This window comes from Tenggerimyces flavus (assembly GCF_016907715.1).
In the GTDB taxonomy this organism is placed as follows: Bacteria; Actinomycetota; Actinomycetes; order Propionibacteriales; family Actinopolymorphaceae; genus Tenggerimyces; species Tenggerimyces flavus.
On the sequence record NZ_JAFBCM010000001.1, the window covers coordinates 8,016,591 to 8,031,754 of the forward strand.

At 69.3% G+C, this 15,164-nt stretch carries 15 protein-coding genes; 6 read left to right on the top strand and 9 right to left on the bottom strand.

Annotated features, from left to right (window positions below; genetic code table 11):
* Window positions 1-350: 350 nt before the first annotated feature.
* Together JOD67_RS37290 and JOD67_RS37295 are read left to right on the top strand one after the other, a co-directional pair.
* A complete protein-coding gene (locus JOD67_RS37290; RefSeq protein WP_205122364.1) occupies window positions 351-893 on the top strand; it encodes a winged helix-turn-helix domain-containing protein in 543 nt (180 codons plus the stop codon).
* A 28-nt stretch (window positions 894-921) separates the two neighbouring features.
* Window positions 922-1,668, top strand: coding sequence for a PIG-L deacetylase family protein (locus tag JOD67_RS37295; protein ID WP_205122365.1), 747 nt, complete (start codon window positions 922-924; stop codon window positions 1,666-1,668).
* Between the two features lie 13 nt (window positions 1,669-1,681).
* Here JOD67_RS37295 and JOD67_RS37300 read toward each other — a convergent pair whose 3' ends face one another.
* From JOD67_RS37300 to JOD67_RS37315, 4 genes are all read right to left on the bottom strand, one after another.
* On the bottom strand, window positions 1,682-1,849 hold the full coding sequence (locus tag JOD67_RS37300; RefSeq protein ID WP_205122366.1) for a hypothetical protein: 168 nt from the start codon (window positions 1,847-1,849) through the stop codon (window positions 1,682-1,684).
* 206 nt (window positions 1,850-2,055) lie between these two features.
* Window positions 2,056-2,322, bottom strand: a complete 267-nt coding sequence (locus JOD67_RS37305; protein ID WP_205122367.1) for a PspC domain-containing protein — start codon at window positions 2,320-2,322, stop codon at window positions 2,056-2,058.
* Window positions 2,323-2,417: 95 nt separating this feature from the next.
* Window positions 2,418-2,639, bottom strand: a complete 222-nt coding sequence (locus JOD67_RS37310; protein WP_205122368.1) for a hypothetical protein — start codon at window positions 2,637-2,639, stop codon at window positions 2,418-2,420.
* Window positions 2,636-4,081, bottom strand: coding sequence for a PspC domain-containing protein (locus tag JOD67_RS37315; protein WP_205122369.1), 1,446 nt, complete (start codon window positions 4,079-4,081; stop codon window positions 2,636-2,638). Before JOD67_RS37315 ends, JOD67_RS37310 begins: the two co-directional genes overlap by 4 nt.
* 186 nt (window positions 4,082-4,267) lie before the next feature.
* On the opposite strand from JOD67_RS37315, the gene JOD67_RS37320 reads away from it, so the two are divergent.
* Together JOD67_RS37320 and JOD67_RS37325 are read left to right on the top strand one after the other, a co-directional pair.
* Complete coding sequence (locus JOD67_RS37320; RefSeq protein WP_239554231.1) at window positions 4,268-5,623, top strand: ATP-binding protein; 1,356 nt, start codon at window positions 4,268-4,270, stop codon at window positions 5,621-5,623.
* Window positions 5,620-6,315 carry a LuxR C-terminal-related transcriptional regulator gene (locus tag JOD67_RS37325; protein ID WP_205122370.1) on the top strand — a complete coding sequence of 232 codons (696 nt, stop codon included), beginning with the start codon at window positions 5,620-5,622 and terminating at the stop codon, window positions 6,313-6,315. The genes JOD67_RS37320 and JOD67_RS37325 overlap by 4 nt, the downstream gene beginning before the upstream one ends.
* Before the next feature lie 93 nt (window positions 6,316-6,408).
* Here JOD67_RS37325 and JOD67_RS37330 read toward each other — a convergent pair whose 3' ends face one another.
* Entirely contained in the window at window positions 6,409-8,172 is a 1,764-nt protein-coding gene (locus tag JOD67_RS37330; RefSeq protein WP_205122371.1) for an ABC transporter substrate-binding protein, read from the bottom strand.
* 377 nt (window positions 8,173-8,549) lie between these two features.
* Window positions 8,550-10,127, bottom strand: coding sequence for a carboxypeptidase-like regulatory domain-containing protein (locus JOD67_RS37335; RefSeq protein WP_205122372.1), 1,578 nt, complete (start codon window positions 10,125-10,127; stop codon window positions 8,550-8,552).
* Window positions 10,128-10,311: 184 nt separating this feature from the next.
* Between JOD67_RS37335 and JOD67_RS37340 the strand changes: the two genes are divergently transcribed.
* Window positions 10,312-11,475: a threonine synthase gene (locus JOD67_RS37340; protein WP_205122373.1), complete on the top strand. Its 1,164-nt coding sequence runs from the start codon at window positions 10,312-10,314 to the stop codon at window positions 11,473-11,475.
* Here the strand turns inward: JOD67_RS37340 and JOD67_RS37345 are convergent.
* From JOD67_RS37345 to dapD, 3 genes are all read right to left on the bottom strand, one after another.
* Entirely contained in the window at window positions 11,465-12,127 is a 663-nt protein-coding gene (locus JOD67_RS37345) for a hypothetical protein (protein ID WP_205122374.1), read from the bottom strand. The two genes, JOD67_RS37340 and JOD67_RS37345, sit on opposite strands and share 11 nt — an antisense overlap.
* A gap of 130 nt (window positions 12,128-12,257) precedes the next feature.
* Window positions 12,258-13,106, bottom strand: a complete 849-nt coding sequence (locus JOD67_RS37350; RefSeq protein WP_205122375.1) for a VldE C-terminal domain-containing protein — start codon at window positions 13,104-13,106, stop codon at window positions 12,258-12,260.
* Window positions 13,106-14,050: a 2,3,4,5-tetrahydropyridine-2,6-dicarboxylate N-succinyltransferase gene (gene dapD, locus JOD67_RS37355; RefSeq protein ID WP_205122376.1), complete on the bottom strand. Its 945-nt coding sequence runs from the start codon at window positions 14,048-14,050 to the stop codon at window positions 13,106-13,108. Before dapD ends, JOD67_RS37350 begins: the two co-directional genes overlap by 1 nt.
* A gap of 63 nt (window positions 14,051-14,113) precedes the next feature.
* Here dapD and dapE point away from each other — a divergent pair, with 63 nt between their 5' ends.
* A complete protein-coding gene (gene dapE / locus JOD67_RS37360; protein WP_205122377.1) occupies window positions 14,114-15,163 on the top strand; it encodes a succinyl-diaminopimelate desuccinylase in 1,050 nt (349 codons plus the stop codon).
* Window position 15,164 lies beyond the last annotated feature (1 nt).

A 15,164-nucleotide genomic window follows, 5' to 3' on the forward strand; every position in this document is an offset into this window, starting at 1 on the left:
CCCCGGGGGATCGGCGGCGGGTTGCAGGTGTGGGAACCGACATTGCTGCGGTGGGGTCGCTCCGGCCAGGCTCGCTGTCGGTCGTACGGCGGGCAGTTCTCGGCCGAAGGTTGCTTTGGCGAATCAATACGCCCGGATTGCGTACGAAATAAGGGAATTCGCCCTGACCGGGGCACGACCGGATCAGGACACGACGTTTGCCCCATCTGGCTCGCGAAGTACTTACGCCCGAAACATTCTCCGTGTCAGAATCCTGCAGTCACCAAGGGGTTACGTGGCGTTGGGGATGCAGGGCATTTGGTGGAGATCCCGCCGACTTTGTCCGGCGTTCCCCCAAGGGGGAGGATCAGTTGTACTCCGACATCCTCGATGGTGCGGCCGAGTTCGCCGACGCCGCACCCGCGCTCATTCTGTGTGTCGGCACGACCGCCGACCAATGCACAGCTGTGTTGAGAAGTGTGGGGCCGGACGCGGTGGTGATGATGGCCGCCGACGCCGGTGCCGCTCTGCGGGTCCTGCAGAACGCGCGGTCGTCTACAGCGACGCCTGCTCCGACGGTGGTCTCGCGGCCGGTCGAGTTCGGCCCGTTGCTGATCGACTCGTCGTTGCGCGAGGCGACCTGGCGCGGGCGGGCGTTGGACCTGTCGACTCGGGACTTCGACCTGCTGGCGACGCTGGTGAGCGACGGCGGCCGGGTGTGGACGTTCGCCGACCTGACCGAAGCGGTGTGGCGGCGGCCGTACCTCGGCGACGTGGAGGCGGTGGTGTCGGCCGTCAAGCGGCTGCGGCGCCGACTCACGTCGGTGACGGGCGAGCTCGTCGTCGCGTCGATCCGCGGCGTCGGGTACCGGCTGTCGTTGCTGCCGACGCCGTTGCGCCAGTCGGCGGTGTAGGGGTTCTGCAGCGGTAGGTTCTGAAGCTGTGAAACGTGACTCGGAACCCGCCCCTGACCTGCTGCCGGCCGACGAGGTCTCCCGCGTTCTCGTGGTGACCGCGCATCCCGACGACGTCGACTTCGGGTGTGCCGGAACGGTGGCGACCTGGACCGCCGCGGGGATCAAGGTCGAGTACTGCGTCGTGACCGACGGCCAGGCCGGCGGCTTCGACCCCGCCCTGGACCGGGCCGAGATCCCGCGCATCCGCCGCTTGGAGCAGGCTGCGGCCGCGAGCGTGGTGGGGGTCTCGGACCTGCACTTCCTTGGGTACGTGGACGGCGAGCTGACGCCTGCTCTTCCCCTGGTTCGGGACCTCACGCGGGTCATCCGCCAGGTGCGGCCGGACCGGATGGTGATCCAGAGCCCGGAGCGGGACTGGTCCACCGTGGGGCGCAGCCACCCCGACCACCTGGCGGCCGGCGAGGCCGCGTACCGCGCGGTCTACCCCGCCGCGCGGAACCCGTTCGCGTTCCCCGAGCTCGCCGCGGAGGGGCTGGAGCCGTGGACCGTACGGGAGGTGTGGGTGTCGGGGCATCCGACGTACAACCACGCTGTCGACGTGACGGAGACGTTCGAACTGAAGCTGGCCGCGGTGTTGGAGCACACCAGCCAACACCCCAGCCCGGATGCGATCCGCCCTCGCCTCACCGAAGCGTTCGGCCGCGTCGCCCGCTCCTTCGACCTCGGAGACGGCCACCTCGCCGAACCATTCTTCGTCGCCCGCACCGGCTGACGCACCCCGGGGTCTAAGCAGAACGAACGAGCAACACCTGGTGCTCGACGGCGCGGTGGAAGATGCCGCTCGTCCACTTCCAACAGGAGCGCCGGTCCATGCTTCCGCAGCGGCCGCCGCAGCACTCGACGTCGTGCAGCTGCTCGGCCAGGTGCTCGATCTCTTCGGTCAGGTCCACCATTTCGCTCTCCCCCTCCGATTCGCCCCCGCCGCCTTGGTAGTGAGACGGATCAGACTCGGATTTGGTTACAACGAGTGAGAGGAACCGGTTCAGGGAAATCGGGCCAAACGCGAAGAGACCCGCATGAAGAGGCGTCAGGGGCGACCGAGCCTGTTCATGCGGGTCTGCTGCGGGGTGGACTGCCGGGGCGGGTGCGCCCGACACGGTCAGGCGATCGGCGAGCTGGGGTCGTCGTAGATGGACGGGGCGGTCGGCGCCGGCTCGTCCTCGGGCATCAGGATCCAGCAGGCCGCGTAGAGCAGGATCCCGGCCGCGCCGAACGCGGTGAGGATCACGAACGCGAGCCGGACCAGCACCGGGTCGACGCCCAGGTAGCGGGCGATACCGCTGGCGACACCGGCGATCAGCCGGCCGTCGCGGGTCCGCTGGAGCTTCTTGTACGTGGTGGTCGCGGGAGTCATCGTGTCGGTCATGTCTTCAGCTTGCCGTTCGGCGGTCCCGTCGGGTATCGGGAACGGTCCTGGCCCATCCCCGACTTGCCCCTGACCGCGCTCAGGTGTCTCCCCGGTCATCGGCGCTGTCCCTTCTTGTTCCGGCTGATCGACGCGACGACGCCCGTGATGCCGGCGCCCATCAGCAGCGTCGGCACGATCCAGGCCAGGTCGTTCGTACTCAGCACCTCGGTCGCGATCAGCATCCAGCTGAACGCGATCCCACAGAAGATCAGGCCCGCCACGAGCGACACGACGTTCGCCGTGTGCCGCCCGGCAGGAGTACGTGTCTTGCTCATCGGAACCCCTTCGGCGTCGGCTTGTCGGCCGGCTGCGGGGGCTCAGGGGGTACGGGTGCCTCAGGCGGCTCGATCCGGAACGCCTCGGGCGGAGCCATTGACGTCCGATACAGCTCGGCGGCGCCGAGGCCGAGGTCGAGCTGCAGGACGAGCGTCCCGCCACCGGCCCCGTCTGCTCCCAGGTTCTGGTGCGAACGGCGCAGGTCGACGCCGCCCTCCTCCACGCCGAAGAACTCCAGGCTGCCGAGCCCCACGTCACCTCTGAGCTGGACGTCGACGTCGTCGGGCACGATCACGATCGCGTGCCCCGCACCCACGTCGAGCTTCGTCGTCAGGTTCGTCCGGTCGTCGAACGTCACGCCGGACAGGTCGAGGGTGAAGTCGCCGGCCTCGATGTCGTACCGGCTCATCACGTCCTCCGCCGTCGTCGGGCTGTGCCCGGTCGCCTGGGTGGCGAAGTCGCCGGTGTCGACGCGTTCGGCGACCGTCGCGGGGATCAGCGCGATCGTCAGCAGCACGCCGATCGCGATCAGCCCGCGGGCCCGGCCGTACCACGTCCCCACCAGCAGGCCGCCGCCCACGACCGCGAGCGCGGTGGCGATGAACGCCCCCGGCTCGAGGCTCCAGCCGTTGGCCTCCGCGACGGCCGCGAGCCCACCCATCGCGATCAGCGTCGAGGCGATCGTCACCGGAAACACAGCCGACCGGCGCTTGACCGGCAACGGCGGAGGCGGCGGGGCCTCCACCAACGCCTGGGTCGGATCGGGATCGGGGTCGGCGAGCCCCAACGGGTCGGGGTGGTTCCAGAACGAGGCGGGCGCGGGCACCGCGTCCCGCCACGAGCCGGTGCCGGCGACGACGCCGGTCACCTCGTCCACGGTGGTGGTCGGTGCGGCGGGCCAGCCGGCCAGCGGTTGGGTCGGCGCGTTCGGGTCGCCCGGGCTCGCCGGCACGCCGGGCGCGCCGGGGTCGGTCCCGCCGGCCACGACGTTGCGCCGGGCCAGCACGATCAGGCCCACGATCGCGAGCAGCAGGAGCACTGGCGCCTGCCACGGCAGGCCCCACCATGGGGTGGACAGCAGCACGATCGCCACCAGCACCACGCCGCCGATCACGACAGCGTTGTCCGGAGAACCGTTCTGCCGCCGGCCGAGGTGGTGCTCGAGGACCGAACGGTCCTTGCCCTCCTCGGGGATCAGCAGCCAGGCGGCGCCGTACAGCAGCGCGCTCACCCCACCGAAGAACGTGAGCACCGCCAGCGCGACCCGGATCACGACCGGGTCGACGCCGAGGCCCCGGCCGATGCCGGCGCACACGCCGCCGAGCACGCGGCCGTCGCGGACGCGACGCAGTTTGCGCAGGTACGCGAGGGTCGCGTCGACTCGGAAGCCCGATCCGTCGGGCGGACCCGGCGGTCTGGGCGGTGGTGTCGCGGAGCTCATGACGCCTGCCGGCTCCTTCTCGTCACGGTAAGTGGTCGATGCGGACCGCAGAGAACGGCCACGAAACCGATCCTCCGCGCTGGGGCCGGGGTCCGCCATCGGGGATGTCCCTGGGACACACCCTGGACGGACCGGGAACCGCTGGGGGAGCGTCCTGGTGGCGGGGCGCGCCCGCGCGTGTGACCCTTGGATCAGCATCCCACCTGCGAAGGAGCTGTCATCTTCACCGATCCGGCCGGCACCACCACCGCTGGCACCGCGTCGACCATGGAAGCGCCGGGCGAGCTCGCCCCGCGCTGTGTTCGGCGTACGGACGGCAAGATGCTCGGCGGTGTGGCCGCCGGCCTCGCGGACCATCTGGGCCTGCAGCCCCTGCACGTACGCCTCGCGTTCATCGCCCTCACGATCATCGGCGGGTTCGGCCTGCCGCTTTACGCCGCGCTCTGGGTGTTCCTGCCCCAGGAGTCCGCGGTCAAGGGCGTGGCGGGGCCGGCGGGCTGGGCCGAACGGAAGAACTTCAGCACCACGCGGACGGGCCGCAAGCGCGAGGACACCGGGCAGCTGGTCGCTGTCGGCGTCCTGGCCGCAGGTGTCCTGCTGCTGTTCCAGCAGTGGGTGGGCATACCGGCCGGTGTGTTCTGGCCGATCGTGCTCGGCGGCGTCGGGCTGGCGCTGCTGTGGCGGCAGGCCGACGAGGCGCAGCGGGCGCGGCGCGGCGACGCGGAGCGGGTGCGCTGGTTCGGGCTGCTGACCGGCTCTGGTGGGATGTCGACGCTGGTCCGTTCGGCGTTCGGCGTCGCGCTGGTGATCGGCGCGGCCGTCCTGCTGCTCGCGGCGTCCGGCAAGATGTCGGCGCTCGGCACGGTGCTCGCGGCCGTCGCGGTCGGCCTGCTCGGCGTCGGCCTGATCGTCGGGCCGTGGGTCTGGCGGCTCGCGGGCGACCTGACCGAGGAACGGCAGGAGCGGATCCGTTCACAGGAACGCGCCGACATGGCCGCGCACCTGCACGACTCCGTGCTGCAGACGTTGGCGTTGATCCAGAAGCAATCGCACGACCCCAAGGCCGTGGCGCGGCTGGCCCGTTCGCAGGAGCGGGAGCTGCGCGACTGGCTGTACGGCTCGCCGAACGACGTCGACGCGACGTTGCGTTCGGAGCTGAAGAAGGCGGCCGCCGAGGTCGAGGACCTGCACGGCGTACCGGTCGAGGTCGTCGCGGTCGGCGACGCTCCCCTGGACGAGCCGCTGACGGCCGTCGTCCGCGCGGCGCGCGAGGCGATGACGAACGCGGCCAAGCACTCCGGCGCGCCGAAGATCGACGTGTTCGTCGAGGTGGAGCCAGCGCGGATCGAGGTCTTCGTACGCGACCGCGGGATGGGCTTCGACCCGAACACGGTGGCCGAGGACCGGTTGGGCGTGCGCCGCAGCATCTACGAGCGGATGGAACGCCACGGCGGCAAGGCCGACATCCGCAGCTCGCCCGGCGAGGGCACCGAGGTCAAGCTGGTTGTGGATCGCACCGAGGGTGAGAGGATTCGACCGTGACTACCCCGACGCCTGAGGGCGCTGCCGCTCCCGGTCCCGCTCCCGCTGCCGACGGCAAGAAGCGGGTCGTGCTGGTCGACGACCACGCGATGTTCCGTACCGGCGTGCGCACGGAGATCGGCGACCAGGTCGACATCGTGGGCGAGGCCGGCGACGTGGACAGCGCGGTGAAGGTCGTGCTGGCGACGCTGCCCGAGGTCGTGCTGCTCGACGTTCACCTGCCAGGCGGCGGTGGCGCCGAGGTCTGCCGGCAGGTGCTGGACCGCAACCCGGACATCAAGTTCCTCGCGCTGTCGGTGTCGGACCTGCCCGAGGACGTGATCGGTGTCATCCGCGCCGGGGCGCGTGGGTACGTGACGAAGACGATCACCGGCCAGGAAATCGTCGACGGCGTGCGCCGGATCGCTGAAGGGGACGCGGTCTTCTCGCCGCGGCTGGCCGGCTTCGTGCTGGACGCCTTCGCCGGAGCGGTGGACCCGGGCACGGTGGACGAGGAGTTCGACCGCCTGACCCAGCGCGAGCGCGAGGTGCTGCGGCTGATCGCGCGCGGGTACGCGTACAAGGAAGTCGCGAAGGAACTGTTCATTTCGGTCAAGACCGTCGAGACCCACGTGTCCTCGGTGCTGCGCAAGCTCCAGCTGTCCAACCGCTACGAGCTCACCCGCTGGGCCACCGACCGCCGCCTCGTCTGAGCGCGTTCACGATCTCTCCCCCGTACCGCTGCCGGGGCCATGGGCACCCCCAGATGGCCAATGCCCCGACAGCGGCGGTCACCTTCCCACCAACTACTGCGTGACGAACAGCCGGGTGAAGTCCGGCCCGTTCGCGTACACGTCCAGCCGCACGCCACCCACCTTCGAGCCGTGCAGGAACGCGTTCTTCGCGTAGTAGTCCGGCACGACCGGCGCGAAGTCCTCCATCATCATCTTGTCGATCGCCGCCCAGGCCGCCGGCTGCTCCTCCGAAGGCAGGACCAGCGCCTTGTCGATCGCGTTGTCGACCTTGTCCTCGTCGAGGAACGAGCCGTTCGGTACGCCGTCGGGGTTCGCCGCGATCAGCGGGCCGTACAGGATCGCCGGGAAGATCGTCCCGCCCGACGGCCAGTCCAGGCACCAACCGCCACCGGGGTTGACGTTCGTCCGCGACTTCGGGTTGTTCGCCTCGATCCGGGCCTGCGCCTGCTGGAGCGGGATCGCGGTGACCTTGAAGCCGGCCTTCTGCATGGCCTGCTTCCGCACCTCCGAGACCTGCGGCGACACGGGGTCGTCGGAGACGAAGTTCCAGATCAGCTCGAAGTTCAGCTTGCCCGCCGCCTGGAGCATCGACTTGGCCTTCTCCGGGTCACCCTTGCCCTTGCTCTTGTACCCGGCGACGTCGAAGTTCTGCCAGCCCGGCGTGGTCGGCGGCATGATCGTGGTCGCCGGCTCCGACGTCAGCGGGCTGTTCCCCGCCGCCTGCCGCTCGGAGTCGTACGGCCAGGCCACCAGGATCGCGCGGCGCACCTCGAGCGGGATCTTCCGGACGTCCAGGTACGTGAAGAACGTGCACGTACCCGGCCCCTTCTTCATCCGCTTCTCCGGCTCCTTGCCCACGATGTTCGGCAACAGCGACGAGTCGACGTTGTCGTACGTGATCGACATCTGGTCGGGGCCCTTGTCGGCGATCAGCTGCTCCTGCAGCCGCAGCCGCTCCTGGTCGAACTTGAAGTTGTACTCGTCGGCGTACTGGTGCCGGAACGGGTCAGACGCCGGGTCCCACTGGTCGTTCTTCTCCAGCAGCAGCTGGGTCCCCTTCTTGAACTGCTTGTACTTGTAGGGACCGGTCGCGACCGGGGCGCTCTCGTAGTTCTGCTTGGTGTCCTTCGCCTGCGGGATCGGCGTGAACGCTGGGAACGTCAAGTAGTACGGCAGATCCGGGAACGGCTTGGCCATCTTCAGGACGAACGTCTGGTCGTCCGGCGTCTCGACGCCCTGGTAGTCCGCACCGCCGCCCTTCGACGCGTCCTTGAACGGACCCTTGTACTTGTCGCCGTCGAGGAAGTACGTCTGCTGGTAGACCGGCCCGTTCGGGAGCTCCTCCACCGCGAACGACCGCTTCACCGCGTACGCGAAGTCCTTCGAGGTGACCAGCGTTCCGTCCTGGTACTTGATGCCTTCCTTGATCTTGAACGTCCACTGGGTGAAGTCCTCGTTGTGCTGGCCCAGGTCCGTCAGCAGGTCAGGAACGAGCTTGTACGAACCGTCGTCCTGCATCACCAGGGCCGTCGGCGTACGGAACACCAGCTTCGCGATCGCGAGCGAGTCGGTGTAGTACGCACGCGTCGGGTCCAGCGTGTGCGGAACCTGACGGGTGAGAACGGTGACAGTGCCGCCCTCCTTCGCGCCGGGAACGTCCAGGGCAGGGCCCTTGGCGGTGGGATCGAGCGTGACCGTGAAGTCCGCGGTCGTCCCGGAGTTGTTGGTTGGCTGCGCTGACTTGTTCTTCTCCGATGGCGTTCCGCCACCGCCGTTCGCGCCGCAAGCAGCGGCCACGACCAGACCAAAGATCATTAGAATGATTGCAAACACACGCCTGTGCATAAGCGGTCCTCCCCGACGCTTACTCGCTATTTGGTCACAACCGGCCCGCGTTCGCGCCAGCCCACCCGAGCACGAAACGCCGAGTCATTCCAAAGCCGTGCCCGACGATAGAGCAGATTCAGAAATGGGCCGGTCACGATTTGGGAACGCTTGAATATGCGCCTTCGTGACCTTTCCGTGACGCTTTCGCGATGTAACCAAAACGTATTCTTATCGTGGTTCCAGATGCTGATACGTCGCAGGTCAGAACGCACTTAGCAACGCGTCGTCAACCTCGACTTGACCTACCAGGCTGGGTAAATCTGCAGCAGGAACACCGAAACAGCGAATTCTCGGTCACAGATCGACTACGAACAAAACCGTTCGATAACGTTCTTCGACACGCGCGCGACGACCTCGTCGACGAGAACGGACGAGCTCCAGGTGATCGATCCGACCGAGAAGACAGCGCCGCCACTTTCGGTAGTGAAGTGAACGATTTCCGCTCCGCCATCGTCCACATTCTGACCACGCGCGAGGACTTCCGCACCACTCGGCGTGTGTGCGGTGGTCTTGTCGGTTTCGTGCCCGGAGGCGCCGCCGGGACACCGTTCGTGCAGACTCGCCTGCCCGAAGACGTCACCCTCGGACACACCCGTTCCCTCGAACGCCCAGTGCGTGGGGTCGAGCACGCGGTACGGCGCGGACGTCATCGCGCCGGCGTCGGTGAACACCACGCCGAGCAGTGCCGACGCCGGCCGGAAGCTGCGGTGCATGCGGTTCTCGTACGGTCCGCCGGCCTCGACTGCCTCGGTCCGGAACACCAAGGTGTCGCCGACGAACTCCACCTCGCAGTCCAGCCCGTTGCCGCCGAGGTACGCCAACCGCCCGCCCCGCTCGAAGACCCAGGCGCGCACGGTCTCGTACATCTGCCGCGACCAGTACTCCGGATGCGTGCTGATCACCAACGCCTGATAGCGATCCAGCTCGAGCGTGCCGTCGTGCAGGTGCGCGTCGGCATAGAGGTCGTACCCGGTGCCGTTCCGCTCCAGCCAGCTCAGCAGCCGCCACTCCGCGGCCGCGAGGTGGCACGGCTGCCTTCCCCGGATGGGGTCATCCGGCCGTTCGCCGCGGCGGATCTGGTTCAGCGGCTCGGGCCGTTCGAACGACAGCGGCGGGTACGAGCCGTCCGGGAAACCGTGTTCCCCGAACGTGGCGTCCTGGTAGCGGGCGAGTTCCAGTCGCGGCACGAGCAGCGGGACGTCGGGCAGGCCGGAGGCGTTGATGTAGTTCGAGCGGCCGCCGAAGTTGTTGTACGCGTTCCACGTGTTGGTGGAGGCGAGCACGGCCAGCGGCGCGGTGGGTGTCGCCGGTGCGACCACCCACGGGAACGAGAAGAACGCGCCGGACTCGGTCTCGGCGTGGAAGTAGTACAGCCCGCTCCGCTCCGGCGCGCGCACGTACTGCCGGTGCGTGGGGTCGGTGTAGCCGCTCTTGTTGAAGCTGGCGCCGGTCTGGGTGTAGTCGTCGTCCGGCGTGATCTGGACGGTCGCGCGCGGCGCGTGCTCGTCGAACCAGCCGATCAGCTTCACCTGCTCGGCCTCGGCGCCGTAACGCCACATCGACAGCCGGTACGGCTCCGGGCTGTGCACGCGGAACTCGCCGAGCTCGCCCGACCTGACCCATTTCGGCCAGACGTAGCCGTAGAGCTGGTCGGAGAGGAGCCGGAAGTGGTGAACGCCGGTGCCGAGCTCGACCTCGGAGTGCTTGGCGCCGTACCCGGCCTTGGCCAGCGTGACGCGGTACGGGCCGGGCGGCAGCTCGAGGTAGATCGCGCCGCTCGCGCTCGACCTGGTCTGCCAGACCTGGTCGCCCGCGGAGATCTCGACGGCGACGTCGGGCAGGGCGAGGAAGCGTTCGTCGCTCACGTACCCGATCGGCTCCACGTAGACTCCTCGCTCATGTCAGCCACCACGCTCGGCGGCTCCGGTTTCCGGGGGCCGAGGACGACTCGTCGGCCGAAGGCCCCTTCTGTCGCCGCAGGGCCACCCGGAGCCGCCGAGCACCGCGACCCGAAGCCGCCAAGGCCGTCCGCGGCCGCGGCGTGCGAGTGGTCGCCATAGGCACAGCATGGGCTACTCGACGCTGTCCCACCTCACGTGCGGCAAGCAAGGCCATGATCACGACGCGGACGTGGTCGCGGGCGTGTGCGACTGCGGGTCGCCGTTGTTGGCCCAGTACGACCTGTCCGGGCTGTCGCGCGACGTGATCGCGGGGCGGCCGCCGACGTTGTGGCGCTACCACGAGCTGCTGCCGGTCCGATCGCCGGAGAACGTCGTGACGCTCGGCGAGGGGATGACGCCGCTGCTGCCGATGCGCCGATTCGGCGCCGACGTCGGGGTCCCGCGGCTGCTGATGAAGGACGAGGGGTTGATCCCGACCGGCACGTTCAAGGCACGCGGGGCGGCCGTCGGGGTGTCGCGGGCGTACGAGCTCGGCGTGCGGAAGATCGCGATGCCGACGAACGGGAACGCCGGCTCGGCGTGGGCGACGTACGCCGCGCGGGCGGGCATGCAGAGCCTGATCGCGATGCCGCGGTCGGCCCCGAAGATCTGCCGGACGGAGTGCGTAGCGGTCGGTGCCGAGCTGGCTCTCGTCGACGGGTTGATCGGCGACGCCGGCGCGTACATCCGCGGCAGACTCGCCGAGGGGTACGTGGACGTGTCGACGCTGCGCGAGCCGTACCGCATCGAGGGCAAGAAGACGATGGGCCTGGAGATCGCCGAGCAGCTGGGCTGGCGGGTGCCGGACGTGATCCTCTACCCGACCGGCGGCGGCGTGGGGCTGATCGGGATCTGGAAGGCGCTGAACGAGCTGCGGTCGCTCGGCTGGATCGCCGCCGACCGGATGCCGCGGCTGGTCGCGGTGCAGGCGGAGGGATGCGCGCCGATCGTTCGGGCGTGGGCGAAGGGAGCGCCGGAGTCCGAGGCGTGGCCGGACGCCTCGACGGTGGCGTTCGGGATCACCGTTCCGAAGGCGCTGGGCGACTTCCTCATCCTGCGGGCGGTGTACGAGACCGAGGGCTGCGCTGTCGCGGTGTCGGACGCCGACCTGCTGGCCGAGCAGCGCCGGGTGGCGGAGCTCGAGGGAACGTTCGTCTGCCCGGAGGGCGCAGCGGCGTTCGCGGCGGTACGTCAGCTGCGGGAGTCGGGCTGGATCGCTTCCTCGGACGAGGTGGTCGTGCTGAACACGGGCGCGGGCTTGAAGTACCCGGAGACGATCCCTACGCCCTAGCGGCTTTCCGCCGGCGGGCCAGGACGCGGCCGCCGAGGCCCTCGGGCGGTGGGGTGCGGTCGTCGACGAACGGCAGGTTCGGCTGGAACTCATGCACCTCGGCGACGATCTGCTCGACGGTCGCGGTCAGCCACAGCACGTGGATGCGGGTGCCGCGGATCGGCTGGTCGGACTCGGCCCGCAGCTGGAACGCCAGGTAGTCCCACGGGACGAGCGTCGGTGTCGGACCGCCGGCGGAGGGGGTGTCGCGGGTCTCGGTGAACGCGATCAGCCTCCCGACCTCTTCCCAGCGCACCGCGAACGGCCGGCGCCACCAGCGCGCCGAGGAGTAGAAGCGGATCCCGTTCTCGTCCATCGCCAGCTGCCGCCGGCGCATCGCCAGGTTGCCGGGCCGGTCGAAGGCGAGCACCGCCACCGACAACGGGAGCGCGAAGATGATCACGGTGGCGATCAGGATCGGCACGATCGCATCCACGCCGAACGCGCGATCGAGCAGGCGAAACAGCCACCACGGCGACGAGACGACGAGGAACGCGGTCGTCAGCAGCCCGCCCACCGTCAGCACCGCGCTGACGACACCACCGAGCCGCACCCGCTGGCTGACCACGAACTCCCCGGCCACGACTCTCCTGTTGGTCTCGACAGATCCCACCATCGCAACCTATCCACAAGCGAACGCACTTCCCTAGCCCAACCGGGGTTTTGCCACGTGGCAACACCCTCCAGAACCCCGTTTCGGTAAGGGAAGTCGCGCAGGTTGGGGACAACTGGCGACGGGTGGGCTAGGCGGGTGGGGCGAAGGCGAGGCGGACGGTGCCGGTTCCCGAGCCGGCGTCCGGGGCGGTTTGCCAGCCCGAGCGCGACTCCCCCATCGTCCAACGCTGGTTGCCGAAAGTCACCGACGTGAGGCCGAACTTCTTGGCATGCGCCACCGACCACTGCGCGATCGCCCAGCCTCGTTCGGCCTGCGAAACCCGTACCGCGGTGGACGTTGCGTTGCTGCTCACCGTCAGCGAGCCGAACGACTTCCGCAGCTCCGCACGCAGCGCGGACGGCTGCGCAACGGCGGATTCATCGGGACGCACCGCACAGCTGAACGCGGCCGTCGAGTGCCCGGTCAGCGAGGACGCCAGCGCACGGGCGTCCGGTTCGTGCTGCGCGTACGCCTGGCCGGCTGCCGACTTCTGCACCCGCTGGGCCGCGTCGGTGATCTCCATCGACGTGTACCCGTCGATCTTCGCCAGCGCCGCGTAGAACTTGTTCGTCGAGTAGTACGGGTCGAGGATCTGCTCCACCGTTCCCCAACCCATGCTGGGCCGCTGCTGGAACAGCCCGACCGAGTCCAGGTGCCCGCCGGACAGGTTGCGCAGCCCAGACTCCTGAAACGCGGTCGCCAGCGCGATCGTCGCCGCGCGCGCCGGCATGCCGCGCCGGATCGACACCGCCGAGATCAGCGCGGCGTTCTCCGCCTCTTCCAGCGACAGACTGGCCGAGTGCCCGTTCACCGTGGCCTCGCAGCCCTCGGTGAACGGCAGCTCGCCGGCCAGCCGGTCGGACAGGAGGTACGCGCCGAACGTCACCAGCCCCGCGACGACGGCCAGCGACAACAGGATGACGAGGGCCTTACGCATCAGGCGTTGGTGTGCAGGGCCTCGTTCAACGCGAAGCCTCCGCCCTCCCGGACGACGGCCTCCAGCGCGCCGGAGACACTGTTGCGACGGAACAGCAGGCCGGGCGACCCGGATAGCTCGACAGCCTTGACGATCTCGCCGTCCGGCATCCGGACCTTAGAGCCAGCCGTGACGTAGCAGCCCGCCTCGACGATGGAGTCGTCGCCGAGCGAGATCCCGAGGCCGGCGTTCGCACCGACGAGGCAGCGCTTGCCGACCGAGATCACCTCGCGGCCACCGCCCGACAGCGTGCCCATGATTGACGCACCACCACCGATGTCGGAGCCGTCCTCGACGACCACGCCGGCGGAGATCCGACCCTCGACCATCGACGCGCCGAGCGTTCCCGCGTTGTAGTTGACGAAGCCCTCGTGCATGACGGTCGTGCCCTCGGCGAGGTGCGCGCCGAGCCGTACGCGATCGGCGTCACCGATCCGCACGCCGGCGGGGAGAACGTAGTCGACCATCCGCGGGAACTTGTCGATGCCGTACACCGTGACCCGATGCCCGGCGGCCATCATCCGCAGCCGGGTCTGCTCGAAGCCGTCGACCGGGCACGGACCGAGGTTGGTCCACACGACGTTGTTGAGCTCGCCGAAAATGCCGTCCAGGTTGAGCTCTCGCGGTCGCACGAGCCGGTGCGACAGCAGGTGGAGGCGCAGGTACGCGTCGCTCGCTCCCGCGATCGGGTCGTCCAGCGAGTCGATCACCGTACGCATCACGCGACGCTCGACGCCACGCACGTCGTCGGCGCCTTCGAGGGCGGACAGGTCGGCCGGGGGCTCGTTGTCGTCCGGGGCGGGGCTCCCGAGTCGAGGCGCGGGGAACCACGTGTCGAGGACCGTCCCGTCGGGAGTGGTCGTCGCGACACCAAAGGCCCAGGCGCCAGGCCGTGTCTGGGTCATACCGGCCAGCCTGCCAGAATCCCGACGCGTCCGCAGCACGGGCCTGGGTGGCACACTTCAGGCGTGCTCGATCTCACAACGGACGTCGTCAGCCTCACCACCGCACTCGTCGACATCGAGTCGGTCAGCAGGAACGAAAAGCAGCTCGCGGACGTTGTCTTCGCCGCCCTGCAGGACGTTTCGCACCTCACCGTGACGCGGTACGGCAACACCGTCGTCGCCCGAACGCACCTCGGCCGCGCCGAGCGCGTCGTCGTCGCCGGTCACCTCGACACCGTGCCGTACGCGGACAACCTGCCGGCGAAGCTCGAGGGCACCCGGCTGTATGGACTCGGGGCGTGCGACATGAAGGGTGGTGTCGCCGTCGCGCTGCGGCTCGCCGCGTCCGTCGCCGAACCCGTGCGCGATGTCACCTACGTCTTCTACGACTGCGAGGAGATCGAGGCCGAGCGCAACGGGCTCGGTCAGCTCGCCCGCAAGTCGCCCGAGGTGTTGGCGGGCGACTTCGCTGTGCTGATGGAACCGACGAGCGCGCAGGTCGAGGGCGGCTGCCAGGGCACGCTGCGCGTCGACGTTCTCGTCAGCGGCAAGCGGTCGCACAGTGCCCGGTCGTGGATGGGCGTGAACGCGATCCACGGCGCGGGGGCGGTGCTCGCGCGGCTCGCCGAGTACGAGCCGCGTCAAGTTCCGATTGACGGGCTCGTCTATCGCGAGGGACTCAACGCGGTCGGGATCTCCGGAGGCGTTGCGGGCAACGTGATTCCGGACGAGTGCCGCGTCACGCTGAACTACAGGTTCGCGCCGGACCTGTCCGAGGAGCAGGCTTTCGCCCACGTACGTGAGGTGTTCCACGACTACGAGGTCGCGCTGCTCGACTCCGCGCCGGCAGCGATGCCCGGGCTCTCGCATCCCGCGGCGGCCGCCTTCGTCGAGGCCGTCGAGGCCGAGCCGCGGCCGAAGTTCGGCTGGACCGACGTGGCCCGCTTCACCGAGCTGCGCGTCCCGGCGGTGAACTACGGCCCGGGCGACCCGATGCTCGCGCACACCAAGGACGAGTTCGTCGAGGTGGAAGAGCTCCGTCAGTGCGAGGCGCGCATGCGCCGGTGGCTCTGAC

What these genes read in the sequence shown, in the direction of transcription:
- dapD (WP_205122376.1), bottom strand. Translation starts at nt 14,050, where the DNA reads ATGACCCAGACACGGCCTGGCGCCTGGGCCTTTGGTGTCGCGACGACC.
- JOD67_RS37305 (WP_205122367.1), bottom strand. Translation starts at nt 2,322, where the DNA reads ATGACCGACACGATGACTCCCGCGACCACCACGTACAAGAAGCTCCAG.
- JOD67_RS37330 (WP_205122371.1), bottom strand. Translation starts at nt 8,172, where the DNA reads ATGATCTTTGGTCTGGTCGTGGCCGCTGCTTGCGGCGCGAACGGCGGT.
- JOD67_RS37340 (WP_205122373.1), top strand. Translation starts at nt 10,312, where the DNA reads ATGGGCTACTCGACGCTGTCCCACCTCACGTGCGGCAAGCAAGGCCAT.
- JOD67_RS37350 (WP_205122375.1), bottom strand. Translation starts at nt 13,106, where the DNA reads ATGCGTAAGGCCCTCGTCATCCTGTTGTCGCTGGCCGTCGTCGCGGGG.
- JOD67_RS37310 (WP_205122368.1), bottom strand. Translation starts at nt 2,639, where the DNA reads ATGAGCAAGACACGTACTCCTGCCGGGCGGCACACGGCGAACGTCGTG.
- JOD67_RS37315 (WP_205122369.1), bottom strand. Translation starts at nt 4,081, where the DNA reads ATGAGCTCCGCGACACCACCGCCCAGACCGCCGGGTCCGCCCGACGGA.
- JOD67_RS37300 (WP_205122366.1), bottom strand. Translation starts at nt 1,849, where the DNA reads ATGGTGGACCTGACCGAAGAGATCGAGCACCTGGCCGAGCAGCTGCAC.